This window comes from Allobosea sp. ASV33, from assembly GCF_016428755.1.
Taxonomy (GTDB): Bacteria; Pseudomonadota; Alphaproteobacteria; order Rhizobiales; family Beijerinckiaceae; genus Allobosea.
The window spans coordinates 75,759-91,989 of the sequence record NZ_JAELTI010000002.1 but is presented as its reverse complement, the minus strand read 5'-3'; the positions used below and the strand labels follow the sequence as shown (position 1 = coordinate 91,989).

At 63.0% G+C, this 16,231-nt stretch carries 16 protein-coding genes; 3 read left to right on the top strand and 13 right to left on the bottom strand.

Features of this window, described 5'->3' with window-relative positions:
* Positions 1-24 precede the first annotated feature (24 nt).
* Both JHD80_RS01115 and JHD80_RS01110 read right to left on the bottom strand, forming a co-directional pair.
* Positions 25-756 carry an SOS response-associated peptidase gene (locus JHD80_RS01115; RefSeq protein ID WP_199084525.1) on the bottom strand — a complete coding sequence of 244 codons (732 nt, stop codon included), beginning with the start codon at positions 754-756 and terminating at the stop codon, positions 25-27.
* 12 nt (positions 757-768) lie between these two features.
* Positions 769-1,017, bottom strand: a complete 249-nt coding sequence (locus tag JHD80_RS01110; RefSeq protein ID WP_199084524.1) for a hypothetical protein — start codon at positions 1,015-1,017, stop codon at positions 769-771.
* Between the two features lie 362 nt (positions 1,018-1,379).
* Between JHD80_RS01110 and JHD80_RS01105 the strand changes: the two genes are divergently transcribed.
* The gene (locus JHD80_RS01105; protein ID WP_349237186.1) at positions 1,380-2,312 is read left to right on the top strand and encodes an NADP-dependent oxidoreductase; all 933 of its coding nucleotides are present in this window, start codon (positions 1,380-1,382) and stop codon (positions 2,310-2,312) included.
* A 157-nt stretch (positions 2,313-2,469) separates the two neighbouring features.
* Here JHD80_RS01105 and JHD80_RS01100 read toward each other — a convergent pair whose 3' ends face one another.
* A complete protein-coding gene (locus tag JHD80_RS01100) occupies positions 2,470-4,320 on the bottom strand; it encodes an ABC transporter ATP-binding protein (RefSeq protein ID WP_199084522.1) in 1,851 nt (616 codons plus the stop codon).
* A 314-nt stretch (positions 4,321-4,634) separates the two neighbouring features.
* Here JHD80_RS01100 and JHD80_RS01095 point away from each other — a divergent pair, with 314 nt between their 5' ends.
* Positions 4,635-4,799, top strand: coding sequence for a hypothetical protein (locus tag JHD80_RS01095; RefSeq protein WP_199084521.1), 165 nt, complete (start codon positions 4,635-4,637; stop codon positions 4,797-4,799).
* A 118-nt stretch (positions 4,800-4,917) separates the two neighbouring features.
* On the opposite strand, the gene JHD80_RS01090 is transcribed toward JHD80_RS01095, so the two are convergent.
* The 6 genes from JHD80_RS01090 to JHD80_RS01065 all read right to left on the bottom strand — a co-directional run bounded on the left by JHD80_RS01090 (position 4,918) and on the right by JHD80_RS01065 (position 10,787).
* Positions 4,918-5,121, bottom strand: a complete 204-nt coding sequence (locus JHD80_RS01090) for a hypothetical protein (RefSeq protein WP_210339768.1) — start codon at positions 5,119-5,121, stop codon at positions 4,918-4,920.
* An 88-nt stretch (positions 5,122-5,209) separates the two neighbouring features.
* Positions 5,210-7,282, bottom strand: a complete 2,073-nt coding sequence (locus JHD80_RS01085; RefSeq protein WP_199084519.1) for an ATP-dependent helicase — start codon at positions 7,280-7,282, stop codon at positions 5,210-5,212.
* Positions 7,283-7,660: 378 nt separating this feature from the next.
* Positions 7,661-7,894, bottom strand: a complete 234-nt coding sequence (locus tag JHD80_RS01080; protein ID WP_199084518.1) for a hypothetical protein — start codon at positions 7,892-7,894, stop codon at positions 7,661-7,663.
* Positions 7,895-8,030: 136 nt separating this feature from the next.
* Positions 8,031-8,525: a flavin reductase gene (locus JHD80_RS01075; protein WP_199084517.1), complete on the bottom strand. Its 495-nt coding sequence runs from the start codon at positions 8,523-8,525 to the stop codon at positions 8,031-8,033.
* 216 nt (positions 8,526-8,741) lie between these two features.
* On the bottom strand, positions 8,742-9,773 hold the full coding sequence (locus JHD80_RS01070; RefSeq protein WP_199084516.1) for a methionine synthase: 1,032 nt from the start codon (positions 9,771-9,773) through the stop codon (positions 8,742-8,744).
* Positions 9,774-9,800: 27 nt separating this feature from the next.
* Positions 9,801-10,787: a DUF1852 domain-containing protein gene (locus JHD80_RS01065; RefSeq protein WP_199084515.1), complete on the bottom strand. Its 987-nt coding sequence runs from the start codon at positions 10,785-10,787 to the stop codon at positions 9,801-9,803.
* 230 nt (positions 10,788-11,017) lie between these two features.
* Here JHD80_RS01065 and JHD80_RS01060 point away from each other — a divergent pair, with 230 nt between their 5' ends.
* Entirely contained in the window at positions 11,018-11,905 is an 888-nt protein-coding gene (locus tag JHD80_RS01060) for a LysR family transcriptional regulator (RefSeq protein ID WP_199084514.1), read from the top strand.
* A 44-nt stretch (positions 11,906-11,949) separates the two neighbouring features.
* On the opposite strand, the gene prpB is transcribed toward JHD80_RS01060, so the two are convergent.
* From prpB to JHD80_RS01040, 4 genes are read right to left on the bottom strand one after another with little or no spacing between them, the layout of a single operon-like run.
* Positions 11,950-12,885: a methylisocitrate lyase gene (gene prpB, locus JHD80_RS01055; protein ID WP_199084513.1), complete on the bottom strand. Its 936-nt coding sequence runs from the start codon at positions 12,883-12,885 to the stop codon at positions 11,950-11,952.
* Between the two features lie 11 nt (positions 12,886-12,896).
* Positions 12,897-14,084: a bifunctional 2-methylcitrate synthase/citrate synthase gene (gene prpC / locus JHD80_RS01050; RefSeq protein ID WP_199084512.1), complete on the bottom strand. Its 1,188-nt coding sequence runs from the start codon at positions 14,082-14,084 to the stop codon at positions 12,897-12,899.
* Between the two features lie 14 nt (positions 14,085-14,098).
* Positions 14,099-15,649, bottom strand: coding sequence for an MmgE/PrpD family protein (locus tag JHD80_RS01045; RefSeq protein WP_199084511.1), 1,551 nt, complete (start codon positions 15,647-15,649; stop codon positions 14,099-14,101).
* A complete protein-coding gene (locus tag JHD80_RS01040) occupies positions 15,646-16,080 on the bottom strand; it encodes an acyl-CoA thioesterase (protein ID WP_199084510.1) in 435 nt (144 codons plus the stop codon). The genes JHD80_RS01045 and JHD80_RS01040 overlap by 4 nt, the downstream gene beginning before the upstream one ends.
* Positions 16,081-16,231 lie beyond the last annotated feature (151 nt).

Genomic DNA, 16,231 nt, shown 5'->3' with positions numbered 1-16,231 from the left:
ACCCAAGCGGGGGGAACCAATCGCTTAGAATAAGCTGCCCTGGGGAGGCGGTTCCTCGGGCGGACGTTTCGCTGGCGGGCTTTCGGCGGGGACGGGCTCCTCGGTGGCAGGATCGTCGTCGCCGACCTTTGCGTTGTTCATCCTGCTGTTGACGACCCATTCTCGAAGCTCGGGTGGAGGCTGGTCGAGGAGCTCCTTCCCGCCGGTGCCGTCGAGCCAGGCGTCGAAATCCCTGGGGTGCAGCATTGCGGGCATCCGATGATGGATGGCTGACATCCACTTATCGGCGTCCCGGGTAATAATTGTGCAGGAGACGATCTCCTCCCCGGTCTCCGGATCGGTCCATCGATCCCACAGCCCTGCGAACGCCAGCAATCCGCCATCCGCAGCGCTGATCAGGTGCGGGACCTTTTCGCCCTTCGTGCCCGTCCACTCATAGAACGCGCTTGCCGGGATGATGCAGCGCCGCTTGACGAAGGCCGAGCGAAACATCGCGCTGTCGCTCATTCGGTCGGAGCGAGCGTTATGGGTCGACCCGACCTCCGAAACGGTCTTCTTCCACCATGCCGGAACCAGGCCCCATCGGGCCTTCCGAAGTTCCCGCCCCGCCTCGGTCTTCACGATGATGTCGATTTCGGTGGTCGGCGCGATGTTGTAGCGGGCCTGAAGGTTCGGCCGATCCGCGGGCACGGTCAGTGGCTGGCTGAACGCGACGATCTCTTCCCAGGTGTAGGCTTGGCTGAAACGTCCGCACATCGGGTGCTGCCCCTATTGAATGGGAGAAATCTTGGCCTGCTCCTCGTTGGCCTTCGCGAGGAAGGCTTCGAGCTTGGCCAGCAACCCGGGCGTGAAGACCAAGTTCATGACCTGGCCGCCGGCCATCTCCAGGCTGATCATCGTTTCTCCCTGAGGATCGGTCATTATCGCCACCTGCCTCACGTCAACGACGTCGAGATCGATTTCAGGCAGCTCGCCAGGCTTCTTCGCCATCAATCCCGGTCCGTGGTCGGTCGCCATAATTCATCCGGTACGCGCTCCCCGGTCACTTGTTCCTCGGCTATGCGGTCGGCTTGAAGCTCGGCTTCGATACTCGCAACCTCGAGGAAATACGCGAGAGTACCGAAGCCGCGTGCATGTCCGCCTTCAACATAACGATGCGCTCGAGCAAACCATCTGCGCGACGGAGCGGGACGCTCGGAACAGAGCTCCGAACGGCATCCGTCATGGTGCCTCGTGATCCCTCACCTGTAGCTGAGCTTTTCCGATGACGCGACAAGCCGCATAGTGCCGACATGAAGGCCTTTGTCCTCACACGATATGGCGGACCTGAGACAGCACAGCTCTGCAATGTCCCCAAACCGGTTCCGGGGGGTGGCGACGTGCTCGTGCGCGTATGCTCGGCAGGTCTGAACCCCGTCGACTTCAAGACCCGCGAGGGCAAGCTGCGCGTCATCCAGGGCTACCCGCTACCGATCGTGCTCGGGAACGAGTTTGCGGGCATCGTCGAGGCATGTGGCGGGGCCGTCTCCCGCTTCGCTCCGGGCGATCGGGTTTTTGCGCGCGTTCCGAAGGACAGGATGGGAGCCTTCGCCGAATACGCTTGCGTGCCTGAACAGGTGGTCGCGGCCATGCCGGAAACCCTTGATTTCGATGCAGCCGCCGCCATTCCGCTGGCAGGGCTTACGGCTTTGCAGGCGCTGCGTGATGAGCTGCATCTGCGGCCGGGAAACCAGGTCTTCATCTCCGGAGGCGCCGGCGGGGTCGGCACCCTCGCGATCCAGATCGCCAAATGGCTCGGCGCTCAGGTCGTCACGACTGTATCGCCACGTGGCCGCGCCCTTGTCGAAGAGCTCGGTGCCGATACGATCATCGACTATACGGCCGAGCGGCTCGGAGATCGCATCCGAAATGTCGACGGTGTCTTCGATCTCGTTGGCGGCGAGACGCTCGACCAATCGTTCGCACTGGTGAAGCCCGGCGGCACGGTCGTTTCAATCACCGCCACGCCGGAACCCGAGACCGCTCGGAAGGACCTCGGGCGCGGCCTGATGCTGGCAGGGCTATTCTGGTTCGCCAGTCTTTCGCTGCGGATGAAGGCGCGAAAGCACGGCGCGCGCTACCGCTTCCTGTTCATGCATCCCAGCGGAGCCGAGCTTTCCGAGTTGGTCACTCTCGTCGATGCCGGCCGGCTTCGTCCAATCGTCGACCGGGTGTTCCCATTCGCGGAAATCGAGCAGGCGTTTGCCTATCTCGAAACCGGGCGGGCGAAGGGCAAGGTCATCGTGCAGATGCACAAGCCGACAGTCGGCTAGCGACCGCATGACGAACTGTACCGTCCGCTCACGACCCAACTCGGACATTGGCCGCGCGTTCGCTTTGCGGCCGAGGTTGGCCCTATGCGCACACTAAGAGAGTCTGCTTTCGGACAGGCTCGCTTGCAAGCCTACAGGAGTTGCGCCGACGGGACGTTTACGGCATGCGGGAACCCTGCGGGCGTGGGGGCACGATAAAGCCTCCCGATTGATGCGCCCACAGATCGGCGTAGAGCCCGCCGCGATTTAGCAATTCCGCATGGGAGCCTTGCTCAACAATGCGCCCGCCATCCATCACCACAAGCCGGTCCATGAGTTGCAGCGTGGACAGGCGATGCGCGATAGCGATGACGGTCTTCCCGCGCATGAGATCCGAGAGCGCATCCTGGATCGCGGCCTCGACCTGCGAGTCGAGGGATGACGTCGCCTCGTCGAGCAGGAGGATAGGGGCGTCCTTCAGGATCACCCGCGCAATGGCGATGCGTTGACGCTGTCCCCCGGAGAGTCTGACGCCGCGTTCGCCGACGAAGGCTTCGAAACCATAGCGCCCCTTGCTGTCCACCAGCTTGTCGATGAAGCCGTCGGCTTGCGCCTTCCGGGCGGCGTCACGCATCATCTGCTGATCGGCGTCGTGGCGGGCGTAGAGGATGTTCTCGCCGATGGAGCGGTGCAGGAGCGAGGAATCCTGAGCCACCAATGCGATCCGGGCGCGCAATGACTCTTCGGTGACTGCGGCGATGTCCTGACCGTCGATCAGGATTCGGCCCGATTGCGGTTCGTAGAAGCGCAGCAGCAGATTGACGAGCGTGGACTTGCCCGCGCCCGAGCGCCCGACCAGACCGATCTTTTCACCGGCGCCGACGGTCAGGGACAGCCCGTCCACCACGCGGTGCGGCTGCGTGTAGTGAAAATGCAGATCCTCGAACCGGATCTCACCATGGGGAGCCTCGAGCGGACGCGCGCCAGGCTTGTCGAGCTGGCTTAGCGGCTGCGCGATCGTCTTCATGCCTTCCTGCACGATGCCAATATTCTCGAAGATGCCGGCGATTTCGAACGCCACCCAATTTGACATGGCGATGATCTGGGTTGTCAGGAGAACGGCGGTCGTCAGCGTGCCCGCATCGACGCGTCCTAGCGAGAACAGCCAGACGCCGATACCGCCCGTCGCCGCCAGCAGGATCGCGTTGAGGCAGACCAGGCAGAACACATAGACGGTGTTGAGCCGCTGCTGGCGGGCGAAAGCGGCCTGGAAGCGTCGGAAGCCGTCGCGCATATAGGCGTCATCATCGGTCCGGCGCCCGAACAGCTTGACGGTCATCATGTTGGTGAAGGTGTCGACGATCTTGCCGGAGATGGCCGAGCGCGTCTCCGAGGTCTCGCGCGAACGGACCTGCACCTTCGGCAGCGTGTAGGCGAGGAGCGCGCCGTAAAACAGAAACCAGGCCATCATCGGCGCGGCGAGCCGAATGTCTTGCGTACCGAGAAGACCGATCGCGGTCGCGCCAAAAATGAGGATCTGCCAGACCGCGCGAACGAAGGAGACGATCGTATCCCGCAGGGGCCGGCCCGTCTGCATGACCCGGTTGGCCAAGCGCCCGGCGAAGTCGTCATGAAAGAAGGCAAGCGGCTGGCGCACGACGTGCCAGTAATTCTGCCAGTTAATCAGCGTCGTGAAAGAGACGGCGATCGCGTGGTTCACGAGCAGGCGAAACAGGATCGTGCCCAGCGGCCGCACCACGAGCACGATCGCCGCCAGGATCAGAAGCAGATGGCCGGCAGCGTCGAAAACGCGCTCGCGCGGCATCGACGACAGGACAGAGACGAGGCGCCCGATCAGATAAGGCACCACGGCGTCAACGACGGCAAGCGCAAAGCCGAGCATGAACAGCGCTGCGAACAGGCCCTTCGCCTGGCGGACGAAATGCCAATAGAACCTTCGTAGTCCGCTGGGAGGCTCGCCCGGGGGCGATGCTGTCGAATCAACGAGAGAATCGAAGAACCTGAACATCATTCCTTATGGTTGCTAGGGCGTCGGCGTGGCAACCTCGAATGGTCGAGGCCAGCTCTAGGCTATTCGGCCGCGTTTCGACCGAGCCGCCCAAATGAGCAGCATTCGCTGTTTCTGAGCGAATGCTGCTGAAGGGTCGATATCGGCCATTCGCGCAATGTCTGCTTACTGGAGAATGACGAGCGTCTGGATCTGGCGCGCATCGGCAGAAACTCATCCTGCCGCCGAACTTCCGCTCCCGACCCGTTGCGGAACCTGCGCCAAGACCTCACTCTTGAGTGCCGAATAAGCCGCCGCACCAACGGGCCAACACCATGATCGTTCATCAGAACGCCAAAGCGACGAGCATCATTCGGATGAATCTTGATGGCGAAAAGAGAGTGCTCATGGTCGATGCCGACCTCAAGCTGGATGGCGAGCACCCAAACTACAGCCCGAAGGAGTCTTCAGCCTCAAACAGGCTTGCCAATCATTTGTAGAGGGAAACCCCGAACTGGTGGACACCTACGCCATCCGAGCGTGGAACTGAGGCGCGAGAGCGAGCGTACGCTTCCTGCCTTTGCGCAACGTCGGCTGGCCATCGCCACGTCAGTGCCGTCAACCGCCCGACAAGCTGTCATAGAAAGCCTCATCATCAGCATCGGCCGCAAGAGCCCCCGCAACTTCATCGACGGGGACGATCCGGCTGCCGTGGTAATGCGGGAATGCCCGGACGATTTTCTCCTCCGTGAAGCAAACGCGCATCTGCCCTGTCGCGCCGAGCGAGGATCCGATGCGGTAACGGATTTCCCATTCCTGCAACCATGTCTCCATCGCGGGAGCTTCATCTGGAACCCGGCGGGGGGAACTTCGATCTCAACCTGGTGAGGCCCATGCTCGGCCACCCCGATCATCTCCACATGCCGCGCATCTTGGCTCGAACGTCGACCTTCGGGGCACCGCTCGGCGTCCGGCCGGTTTCCGTCCCTGAGGCGATCGGCCAGGCGATCCGCTCGAAATGACCGAGCAAGCCATTCGGGATGAACCTCGTGCGGTTGGCGTAAACGTGGCGGTCACCGGTTCCGGACTGGCCGGACGTGAAAAAGCGTTGCGGCACGATCAGGTGAAGGTCGTCCTTCGCCCGCGTCATCGCGACATAGAGCAGGCGCCGTTCCTCCTCGATCTCGTCCCTCGATCCAGTCCCAAGGTCAATGGGAAGGCAGCCGTCGACGGTGTTCATGACGAAGACCGACTTCCATTCCTGGCCTTTGGCGGAATGGATTGTCGACAGGATCAGGTAGTCTTCGTCGAGATGCGGTACCCCGGCCTGGTCGCTTGTCGCATCGGGGGGATCGAGCGTGAGCTCGGTTAGGAAGCGCTCCCGGGAAGGGTAGCCGCTGGCGATCTGCTCGAGCTGCACCAGGTCGGCCTGTCGCGTGGATGCGTCCTCGTGAATTCTTTCGAGATGCGGCTCGTACCAGCGCCGGGCGCGCTCAATCTCACCGGGCCAGCCAGCGCCGCCGGAGCGGATCTCGGCGACCGCAGCGAGAAACCCGGGCCAGTCGTCGCCGGCGCGCTGTGGGGCAGGGGCGTTCTCCAGCGCTTCGATCGGGGAGGCCGCCTGTGCGATGTGAGCGAGCACACGCTGCGCCGATGTCGGCCCCACTCCCGGGAGAAGTTGCATCACGCGGAAGCCGGCGACCTTGTCCCGCGGGTTCTCCACGAACCGGAGCATCGCCAGCAGATCCTTGATATGCGCACTATCGAGGAACTTCAGCCCGCCGAACTTCACGAACGGAATGTTGCGGCGGGTCAGCTCGATTTCGAGCGGACCGCTATGGTGCGACGCCCGGAACAGGATCGCCTGCTGCTTCAGCGTCGAGCCGCCTTCGCGGTTCTCGAGGACCTTATCGGCGATGAAACGGGCCTGATCGGCCTCGTCGCGAACATGCACGAGCTGGGGAGGCGACCCGTTGGCGCGGTCGGTCCAGAGGTTCTTGGTAAAACGTTCCGTGGCCAGATCGATCACCGCATTGGCGGCCGAGAGGATGGCCTCGGTCGAGCGGTAATTCTGGTCGAGGGTGACGACCTCCGCAGGGGGCGAGAATGCGGCGGGGAAGTCGAGGATGTTGCGGACCCTCGCGGCGCGGAACGAATAGATCGATTGCGCGTCGTCGCCGACCACCGTGAGACCGCGACCATCCGGCTTGAGCGCGAGCAGGATGGAGGACTGGAGGCGGTTGGTGTCCTGGTACTCGTCGACCATCACATGGTCGAAGCGCGCGCCGATATCCGCAGCGATGTCCGGGTCGGTCATCGCCTGCGCCCAGTAGAGCAGCAGGTCGTCGTAATCGAGGACGTTCTGGCTCTGCTTGGCCTCGACGTAGGCCGCGAAGAGGTCCTTCAGCTCCGCCGCCCAGGCGACGCACCAGGGATAGGACCGGCCGAGGACTTCCTCAATGGGCGCTTCCGCGTTTACGCAGCGCGAATAGATCGCAAGGCAGGTCCCCTTCGTCGGAAACCGTGACTCGGTCTTCGAGAAACCGAGCTCATGGCGAACCAGGTTCATCTGATCGGCAGAATCCTCCCGATCATGGATGGTGAAGGCAGGGTCGAGGCCGAGCTGATCGGCGCAATCCCGAAGGAGCCGGGCTCCAATGCCGTGGAAGGTGCCTGCCCAGGTGAGGGCATCGCTCAGCACCCCGGCACCGTCACCAAGAACCTTCCGCGCGATGCGCTCGACGCGCTTCGCCATCTCCGATGCCGCGCGGCGCGAGAAGGTCATCAGCAGAATGCGCCGCGGGTCGGCGCCGCTGACCAGCAGGTGCGCGACCCGATGCGCTAACGTGTTGGTCTTGCCCGATCCGGCGCCCGCAATGACCAGGAGCGGAGACGACACTATTGCGCCCACGCCATGAACGACGGCGCGCCGCTGCGCCGAATTGAGCGTGTCGAGATAGCTGATCGGGGCGACGGCGTTCATGAGGATCTGCTGGATGATGATTCGCCCGAACCTACCATGTCGAATGATAAGCGCGCGTCAGGATCGGCTGCGCTTGGCATCGCGGGCGGCTCCACGCCCCCGATACCAGGTTCCCCAATAGGCTCCGCGGCCGCGATCTCGATGATCGAAATCGAGCCCGCCCATAATCTCCCTGAAGCGCGCGGCCTGATCGGGATCGGAGAAGCAAAACACGCGATATCGCTTGCCGTCATACGCGACCTCATGGCCCCGTGGCGCGAGCGAGGATAGGGGTCCTGTCGATGGGACAATGCCGAGCCCATGGCCCGGCGGGATCTCGACTGCGCTGGTGAGGCCAGCGAAGGTCAACCTCCGAGGGCGGCAGCTCTCCCTTCCGTCTCATGTTTCGTCGACGACGCGAGGACGGCGCCGCCCCTCCGAAAAGCGACCGCGCAAGAAACCGCGCGACGAAGCTGCATCGGCGTCGGCAGCCATGACAGCAATATCCCGGAGAACCATCCGGATCGCCTCCCGGGAATCTCCGCTGGCTTCCTCCAGGACCGCATCGACCTCCTCATCGGAAACGGCAAACGGATCTGGTTCAGGCGGGCGGGAAGCCTCGACTGCTGCCATCGGTCATGTCCTCAATTGATGGAACATAAAGAGAACAAACAGAACGGCGAGTCAAGCACGCCTCGCCGACAGCGTCTCCTTCGTTGTGCGAAATCATTCCTGGGCAGAGCGGTTCGTTCGGCGCGTTTCTTGGGCTCTATCCCTTTAGATAGCGACGCATGCAATAGAGCAGCGTCGCTTGCTCTTCGTGCTCGCGAACGTCGATGACGCGCCCGAAGAGGATGCGGTGGGTTGCCTCGTCCACGGCATTGGTGAGCTCGCATTCGAAGCTGACCGAGGCGTTGGCCAAGACCGGGACGCCCGTCAGGCCCTCCCTCCATTCGCCAAGCGCGAACCTGTCCCGCACCGGATTTCTTCCGCCGAAAACGTTGGAGATGTCCTCCTGGCCTGGCAGTAACGTATTCACGCAAAAATGCCGCGCGTTCTCGAAGGCGTGGAAACACGAACTCGCACGATTGATACAGACGAGGAGCGTCGCTGGGGTGTCGCTGACGCTACAGACGGCTGAGGCCGTGAAGCCATAACGCTCGCCACCGGATCTGGCGGTGACGACGTTGACCGCCGAGCCGAGGCGCGACATGCCGTTGCGAAATGCGGCTTTGTCCACGATGTCGAAGCTGTGGTTCATCATCCCCATATCGGCCTCTCGACGAAGTCGGGACTGGCAGAACCGAAGCGGTCGCACGCCATCCCTTGCTCGCATTCGGTTACGGCCCCCCCCCCCGCCTGAAAGACTATTCCGACGGGATCGTCGCGGTCGTCCGGCGAGCGCGGGGACGCCATGTTGACTTTGTTGGCGGTCCCGATGGCGATCAGGCCGCCAACATGTCGGCGAACATCGCCTGTGCTAGGCCGCTCCGAGTTCCTCTCGAACGATCTTTGCTCCTGCGCCCAGAGCGCTCAGCTTGCCCCTCGCGACGCGGCGGGACAGGGGCGCCATTCCGCAGTTGGTGCAAGGATAGAGCTTATCGGCATCGACGAACTTGAGCGCCTTCCGAAGCGTGTCGGCGACCTGCGCGGGCGTCTCGATGGTGTCACTCGCGACGTCGATGGCCCCGACCATAACCTTCTTGCCCCGGAGGAGTTCGATCAGGTCCATCGGAACGTGGGAGTTCTGGCATTCGAGCGAGACGATATCGATGCTGGATTTCTGGAGCTTCGGGAACGTCTGCTCGTACTGCCTCCACTCCGAACCCAGGGTCTTCTTCCAGTCCGTATTGGCCTTGATGCCGTAGCCATAGCAGATGTGCACGGCGGTCTCGCATTTGAGGCCTTCAGCCGCCTTTTCCAGAGTGGCGATGCCCCAGTCGTTCACCTCGTCGAAGAAGACGTTAAACGAGGGCTCGTCGAATTGGATGATGTCGACGCCGGCAGCCTCCAGTTCCTTGGCTTCCTCATTGAGGATCTTAGCAAACTCCCAGGCCAACTTTTCGCGGCTCTTGTAATGGCTGTCGAAGAGCGTATCGATCATCGTCATCGGGCCGGGCAGGGCCCATTTGATCGGCTGCCTGGTCTGCTGGCGCAGAAACTTGGCGTCGTCGACGAAAACCGACTTCGGGCGAGACACAGCGCCGACAACCGTCGGCACGCTCGCGTCATACCGATTGCGAATTCTGACAGTCTCGCGCTTCTCGAAATCGACGCCGTCGAGGTTCTCGATGAACGTCGTGACGAAATGCTGGCGCGTCTGCTCGCCGTCGCTGACGATATCGATGCCGGACTGGGATTGAGCTTCCAGAGACAGGAGCAGAGCGTCACGCTTGCCCTCGGCCAATTCCTCGTCCTGAAGCTTCCAGGGCGACCAGAGCTTCTCGGGCTCCGCAAGCCAGGACGGTTTCGGCAAGCTGCCGGCGGTCGAGGTGGGCAACAGTGTCTTCATGATCGGCAGCCTTGTGTCTTCGGTTCGTCAGGAGGCGTAATTGGCAGACCACTGCTCGAGCATGGTCCTGTAGGGCGCGATGAATTTTTCCTCGGCGAACTTTCCCTGCTCCAGCGCCAGCCGGCTGCGCTCCTCGCGATCGTAGACGATCCGGGTCAGCGAATAATCCTCGTTCTTCAGGCTCGGCTGATAGCAGGTGCCTGCGGCAGCATTGGCGTTATAGATTTCGGGCCGATAAATCTTCTGGAACGTCTCCATCGTGCTGATGGTGCTGATGAGTTCCAGATTGGTGTAGTCGCGGAGGATGTCGCCCATGAAGTAGAAGGCGAACGGCGCGACGCTGTTCGGCGGCATGAAGAAGCGAACCTTCAGACCCATCTTTCTGAAATACTCATCCGTCGGCGAAAATGCGTTCTGAACATACTCGACGCCGAGGATGGGATGCTGATTGTCAGTGCGCTGATAGGTCTTGCTGCTTGAGGCGCTCAAGCAGATGACGGGCGGCTTGCTAAAGTGATCCCTGTAAGCCTTCGAGTTCAGGAAGAGCTTGAACAGATTGCCATGCAACTCGCCGAATTTCTCCGGCGTGCTGAAATCGGTCCGGTTCTTGTTGTGCTCCGGGAGAAGAACGCTGAAATCGTAATCCCGGACGTAGGACGAGAAGTTGTTTCCGACGATTCCTTCGGTCACCTCGCTCGTCTCGCGGTCGACGATGCTGGTTTTCAAAATCTCGATTAGCGGGAACGCACCGCTGGTGTCGCCCTCGCCGACGTTCATCTCGACGGAGATGATCTCAAGCTGGACGGAATAACGGTCCGCGTTCGGATTGTCCCAATGCGCCAGGCTGTTGAATCGGCTGTCGATCATCTTGAGCGCATTGCGCAGGTTCTCTCGCCGATTGTCGCCCCGGGCCAAGTTGGCGAAGTTGGTCGTGGCGCGCGTGCTCTCCGAGGGATGATAATCCTCGTCGAAGCGGATCGTTTTGATATTAAACGTGAAATCCTGGCTCGTCATGATCCGGCACCCCAACTTCCAAGACGATCCTTCGATGACTGCCTGCTTTTCCAGGATGGCCCCATTTTTCTTCGGGGCTACCTCCAGCGGCAGTCATCTGCCCGTCTTCAGGCAAAACATTTTGTCCTTTATAGCGGACGCAATCGTTGACAAAAAATGGTAATGTCTCATGAATGCATGAGTGATCGTCATTGGTTGCCGCAAGCGCCGGGAAGTGGGCAGGCATAGCGATGCTGGACAGGCAACATCTCTCGATCCTGCGTGAAGTCGACCGGATGGGCAGCCTGACGGCTGCGGCGGAGCGGCTGAACGTCACGCAATCCGCTCTCAGCCACACGGTGCGCAAGCTGGAGGAACGCTATGGCGTTGCCATGTGGGAGAAGGACGGCCGCAAGGTCCGCCTCACCGAGGCCGGCCGCTCCGTCGTGACGCTGGCGCAGCGCGTTCTGCCCCAGATCGAGAGGGCCGAGGAGGCGCTGTCGGACTATCGCGATGGCCAGCGCGGGTCCTTGAAGATCGGTATGGAGTGTCATCCCTGCCATCAATGGCTGATGGGCGTGACGAAGCCCTATCTCATGGCTTGGCCGAATGTGGACCTGGAACTGACGACATCATTCGCCTTCGGCGGTGTGGCAGCCCTGACGGGATATGAGATCGATATCCTGATCACGCCGGACCCGCTCGAGGCGCCGGGAATCCATTACCTACCGGTGTTCGATTATGAGCTGGTGCTCGCCGTCCCGGCCGGTCATCCACTGGCAGCCGAAGATCATGCGGAGCCTATACATCTGCTTGAAGAAACGCTCTTCACCTACCCGGTGCCGCCGGAGCGGCTCGACATTTTCACGCAGTTCCTGGTGCCCGCCAACAGCCGCCCGCGCCACCACCGGAATGTCGAGACCACGGAGATGATGCTTCAGCTCGTGGCGGCAGGTCGCGGGGTCAGCGCGATCCCGAACTGGCTGGTGCGCCAGCAGGAGGAGGCGCTCGGCGTTCGTCCCGTTCGTATCGGCGAGTCAGGTATTCAGAAAAGCATCCATCTGGGCTTGAGAACCGGCGACGAAACCATCGATTTCATCGCCGGGTTTCTGGGGACGTCGCGTCAGACATCGGCCTGACTCATGCCGACGAACGATCCGCGACCGCGCAGACGTCCCTCGTGTCACGACGCCTTGCGATCGCGCTGCGGCATCCCTTCCGGAATGACCGTGGCAACGATCGAGGCGTCGAGCGTCTCGTAATCGGCAAGCCCGATTGTCTGGTAGAGCTCCGCGCGGGTCTGCATCTGATCGACCATGGCGTGGGTCCCGCCGTCTCGCGCGATGGTCGTGTAGAGACGCTGCTGGGCCTTGTTGGCGGCGCGCAGCGAGGAGACCGGCCAGATTACCATGCGGTATCCCATGCTCTCGAATTCGTCGGCGGTGAAGAAGGGTGTGCGGCCGAACTCGGTCATGTTGGCGAGCAGCGGCACGCCGGGCATGCGCCGAGCGAACTCGCGGAACATCTCGGCAGTGGTCAACGCCTCCGGGAAGATCGCGTCGGCGCCGGCTTCCACATAGAGCTTCGCCCGCGCGACGGCGCCGTCCATGCCTTCGCTCGCAGCCGCATCGGTACGGGCGATCAGGTAGAGGTGGCGACGCGCCTTCGCTGAGGCAGCGACCTTGGCCGCCATGTCATGGGCATCGGCCAGCTTCTTGTCGTTGAGGTGCCCGCATTTCTTGGGCAGGAGCTGGTCCTCGATATGGACGGCGCCTGCGCCCGCCTCCTCGAACACGCGCACCATATGCATGACATTGAGCGCCTCGCCGTATCCGGTGTCGCCATCGACAAGCAGCGGCAGGCCGGAGGCTCGGGCGATCTGACGTATGAAGAAGGCGACCTCGTCGACGGTGATGATGCCGAGATCGGGGATGCCCATCGATGCCGTCATCGCTGCGCCGGACAGATAGAGGCCCTCGAAGCCCGCAGCCTTGGCCTGGAGGGCGGCCATGCCATTATGGGCGCCAGGCAGGCGGGCAATGCCGCCACGCTCGACCAGGGCGCGGAAGCGCTGGCCTGCGGGCTGGTCCGAGATTTCGGAACCGACGAGATAGGGCATCTGCAATCTCCTTACGCGGCCCGGGCCGGGGAGGCGGTGCGACCGCGCGCCTCCAGCGGCACGAAGGGCAGGTTTTCCGGGCCGACATAGTTGGCGGAAGGCCGGATGATCTTGTTGTCCTGCCGCTGCTCGATGATGTGCGCGGCCCAGCCCGAGGTGCGGGAGATCACGAAGAGTGGCGTGAACATTGCGGTCGGAACGCCGAGCAGGTGGTAGGAGACCGCGCTGAACCAGTCGAGATTGGCGAACATCTTCTTTGTCTCGGCCATGACCGCTTCGATCCGGTCGGCAATCTCGAACATTTTCATCGCGCCCGCTTGGCGCGAAAGCTGCCGCGCCACTTCCTTGATCACTGCATTGCGCGGATCGGCGAGGGTATAGACCGGATGGCCGAAGCCGATCACGACCTCCTTCGCCTCGACCCGGCGGCGGATATCCGCCTCGGCCTCGTCGGCATCGGCATAGCGCTTCTGGATGTCGAAGGCTGCCTCGTTGGCGCCGCCATGCTTGGGCCCGCGCAGCGCGCCGATCGCTCCGGTGATCGCCGAATAGATGTCGGAGCCGGTTCCTGCAATCGAGCGGGCGGTGAAGGTCGAGGCGTTGAACTCGTGCTCGGCATAGAGGACAAGCGAGGTATGCATCGCCCGCACATGCTCCGCGCTCGGGGGCTTGCCGTGCAGCAGGTGCAGGAAATGACCGCCGATGCTGTCGTCATCGGTCTCCACCTCGATCCGGCGACCATTCTGGGCGAAATGATGCCAGTAGAGCAGCATCGAACCGAGAGAGGCCATCAATCGGTCGGCGATGTCGCGCGCGCCGGGGTGGTTGTGATCGTGCGCCTCCGGGAGGACGCAGCCGAGCGCCGAGACGCCCGAGCGCATCACGTCCATCGGATGAGCCGCGGCCGGGATGGCTTCCAGAGTAGCCCGCACCGCCGCCGGTAGGCCGCGCAGGGAGCGGAGCTTGACCTTGTAGGCTGAAAGCTCGGCCGTCGTCGGCAGCGCTCCGTGAACGAGAAGATGGGCGATCTCCTCGAACTCACAGGTCTCGGCGACATCGAGGATATCGTAACCGCGATAGTGCAGGTCGTTGCCGGTCCGCCCGACGGTGCACAGGGCGGTGTTGCCGGCGACGACACCGGACAACGCCACGGACTTCTTCGGAGCCGGCTTGGCCGGTGCGATACTTTCCTGACTCATGATATCTTCCCTCGTCAGGCCACGACGGAAAGCCCGGAGCGGGCCTCGCCATGGCCGCCGTTCCAATCGAAGATGCCGGTGGTGCGCGCGCCGAGCAGACTGGGATCGACCGCGAAGTTCAGGCTCGCGAGATCGTCCGCCTTGAGCCGCTCCAGCCGCGCGACGGCGCCGAGGAAGCGCTCCTGCTCGGCGGCGGAGACGATGCCCTCGGCCAGCGTGCGGAACTTCTCGATGTACTGGGCGCGGGCGAAGGGGCGGGCGCCGAGCGGATGCGCATCGGCGATGGCGAGCTCGTCGGTGACGGCTGACCCGTCCTGAAGCGTGACGACGACGCGGCCGCCGAACGCCTTCTCTTTGGGATCATGGTTGTGATAGCGCCGCGTCCACTCCGGATCCTCGACCGTCGAGATCTTGTGCCAGAGCGCCACCGTCTCGGGGCGGTTGGCGCGCTCGGGCGTATAGGAGCGCTCGTGGTGCCAGCCGCCGTCCTCGAGCGCTACGGCGAAGATGTACATGATCGAGTGGTCGAGCGTCTCGCGGCTCGCCTTCGGGTCCATCTTCTGCGGGTCGCCCGCGCCGGTGCCGATGACGTAATGGGTGTGATGGCTGGTGTGGATGACGACGCTCTTCACCCGCGAGAGATCGACGATCTTCGGGCCCATGCGGCGGGCGAGGTCGATCAGCGCCTGGCTCTGGTACTCGGCCGAGTGCTCCTTGGTGTAGGTCTCCAGGATGGCACGCTTGGGCTCGCCCTTTTCCGGCAGCGGCACCTGGTACTCAGCCTTCGGGCCCGAGAGCAGCCAGGCGATGAAGCCGTCCTCGCCTTCCCAGGCCGGTGAGGGAGCGCCTTCGCCACGCATGACGCGGTCGACGGCCTCGACCGCCATCTTTCCCGCGAAGGCGGGGGCATAGGCCTTCCAGCTCGAAATCTCGCCCTTGCGCGACTGGCGCGTCGTGGTGGTGACGTGCAGCGCCTGCTGCACCGCCTGGTAGATCGTTTCGACCGGGAGGTTGAGGGCGGTACCGATGCCTGCTGCCGCCGCCGGGCCGAGATGGGCGATGTGGTCGATCTTGTGCTCGTGCAGGCAGATGCCCTTCACCAGGTCGACATGGATTTCATACGCCGCAGCGAGACCTCGAACCAACGCCGCGCCGTCGAGCCCGCAATGCTGGGCGACCGCGAGCACCGGCGGGATGTTGTCTCCGGGATGGGAGTAGTCGGCGGCGAGGAAGGTGTCGTGGAAATCGAGCTCGCGGACGGCGACGCCATTGGCCCAAGCCGCCCATTCCGGAGATACGCGGCGGTGCGCCGACAGGCCGAACACGGTCGCGCCGGGCTTGAAGGGGTGGGCGAGTGCCTGCGTCCGGGCGCTGGTGACCGGGCGGCGTATCAGCGAGGCCGCAGCGACCGCGGCATTGTCGATGATGCGGTTGCCGATCATTTCGACGACGGCGGGCTCGACCGGCACGGGATCGGCGGCCAGCTCGGCAAGCTTCCAGGCAAGCTGCGCCGGGCGCGGCAGATGCTCTGCGGATTTGTGGGTGCGGACGCTGTGCTGCTTCACGACAGAACTTCCTGGGGCGGTGTGGAGGTTGATGAAACCGGAATGCGGATGGGTCGGCCGTTTGCGGCCACGGCCACCATCTCGAACGCGCCACGCACCGCGAGGCGGCGTTCGCCGGAGATCAATGCCTCGGCGATGACCTCGATCGTCACGGTCATGGAGGACCGGCCGACCCGGGTAACCTCGGCACTGAGTTCGACGAGTTCACCGACCCTCACGGGTTCATGGAATTCGACCTTCTCCGAGGTCGCCATGACGACGGCGCAACGCGCCCGGCGTGTCGCGGCGACGAAGGCGGCCTTTCCCATCAGGCTCAGCACATGGCCGCCGAAAAGTGTGCCGTAATGGTTGGCCTGTTCCGGAAAAATCATTTCCACGAAGCGCGTCGGCGCTTCCTCGCCTCCGGTCTTCCGGGGTGCCGATATCGACATGCTGTCGTGCTCATCCGCTTGCAATCGTCAGTCGACTTCGCAATATCTGCGAAGGGGGTGACGCATAAAGGGCTGAAATTGCGGAGTTTTGCGAAGGTGGGGCGGCGAAGTTGCAAAGATTGCGAAGACGCCGTGGGTTGCGAGGGAAGGC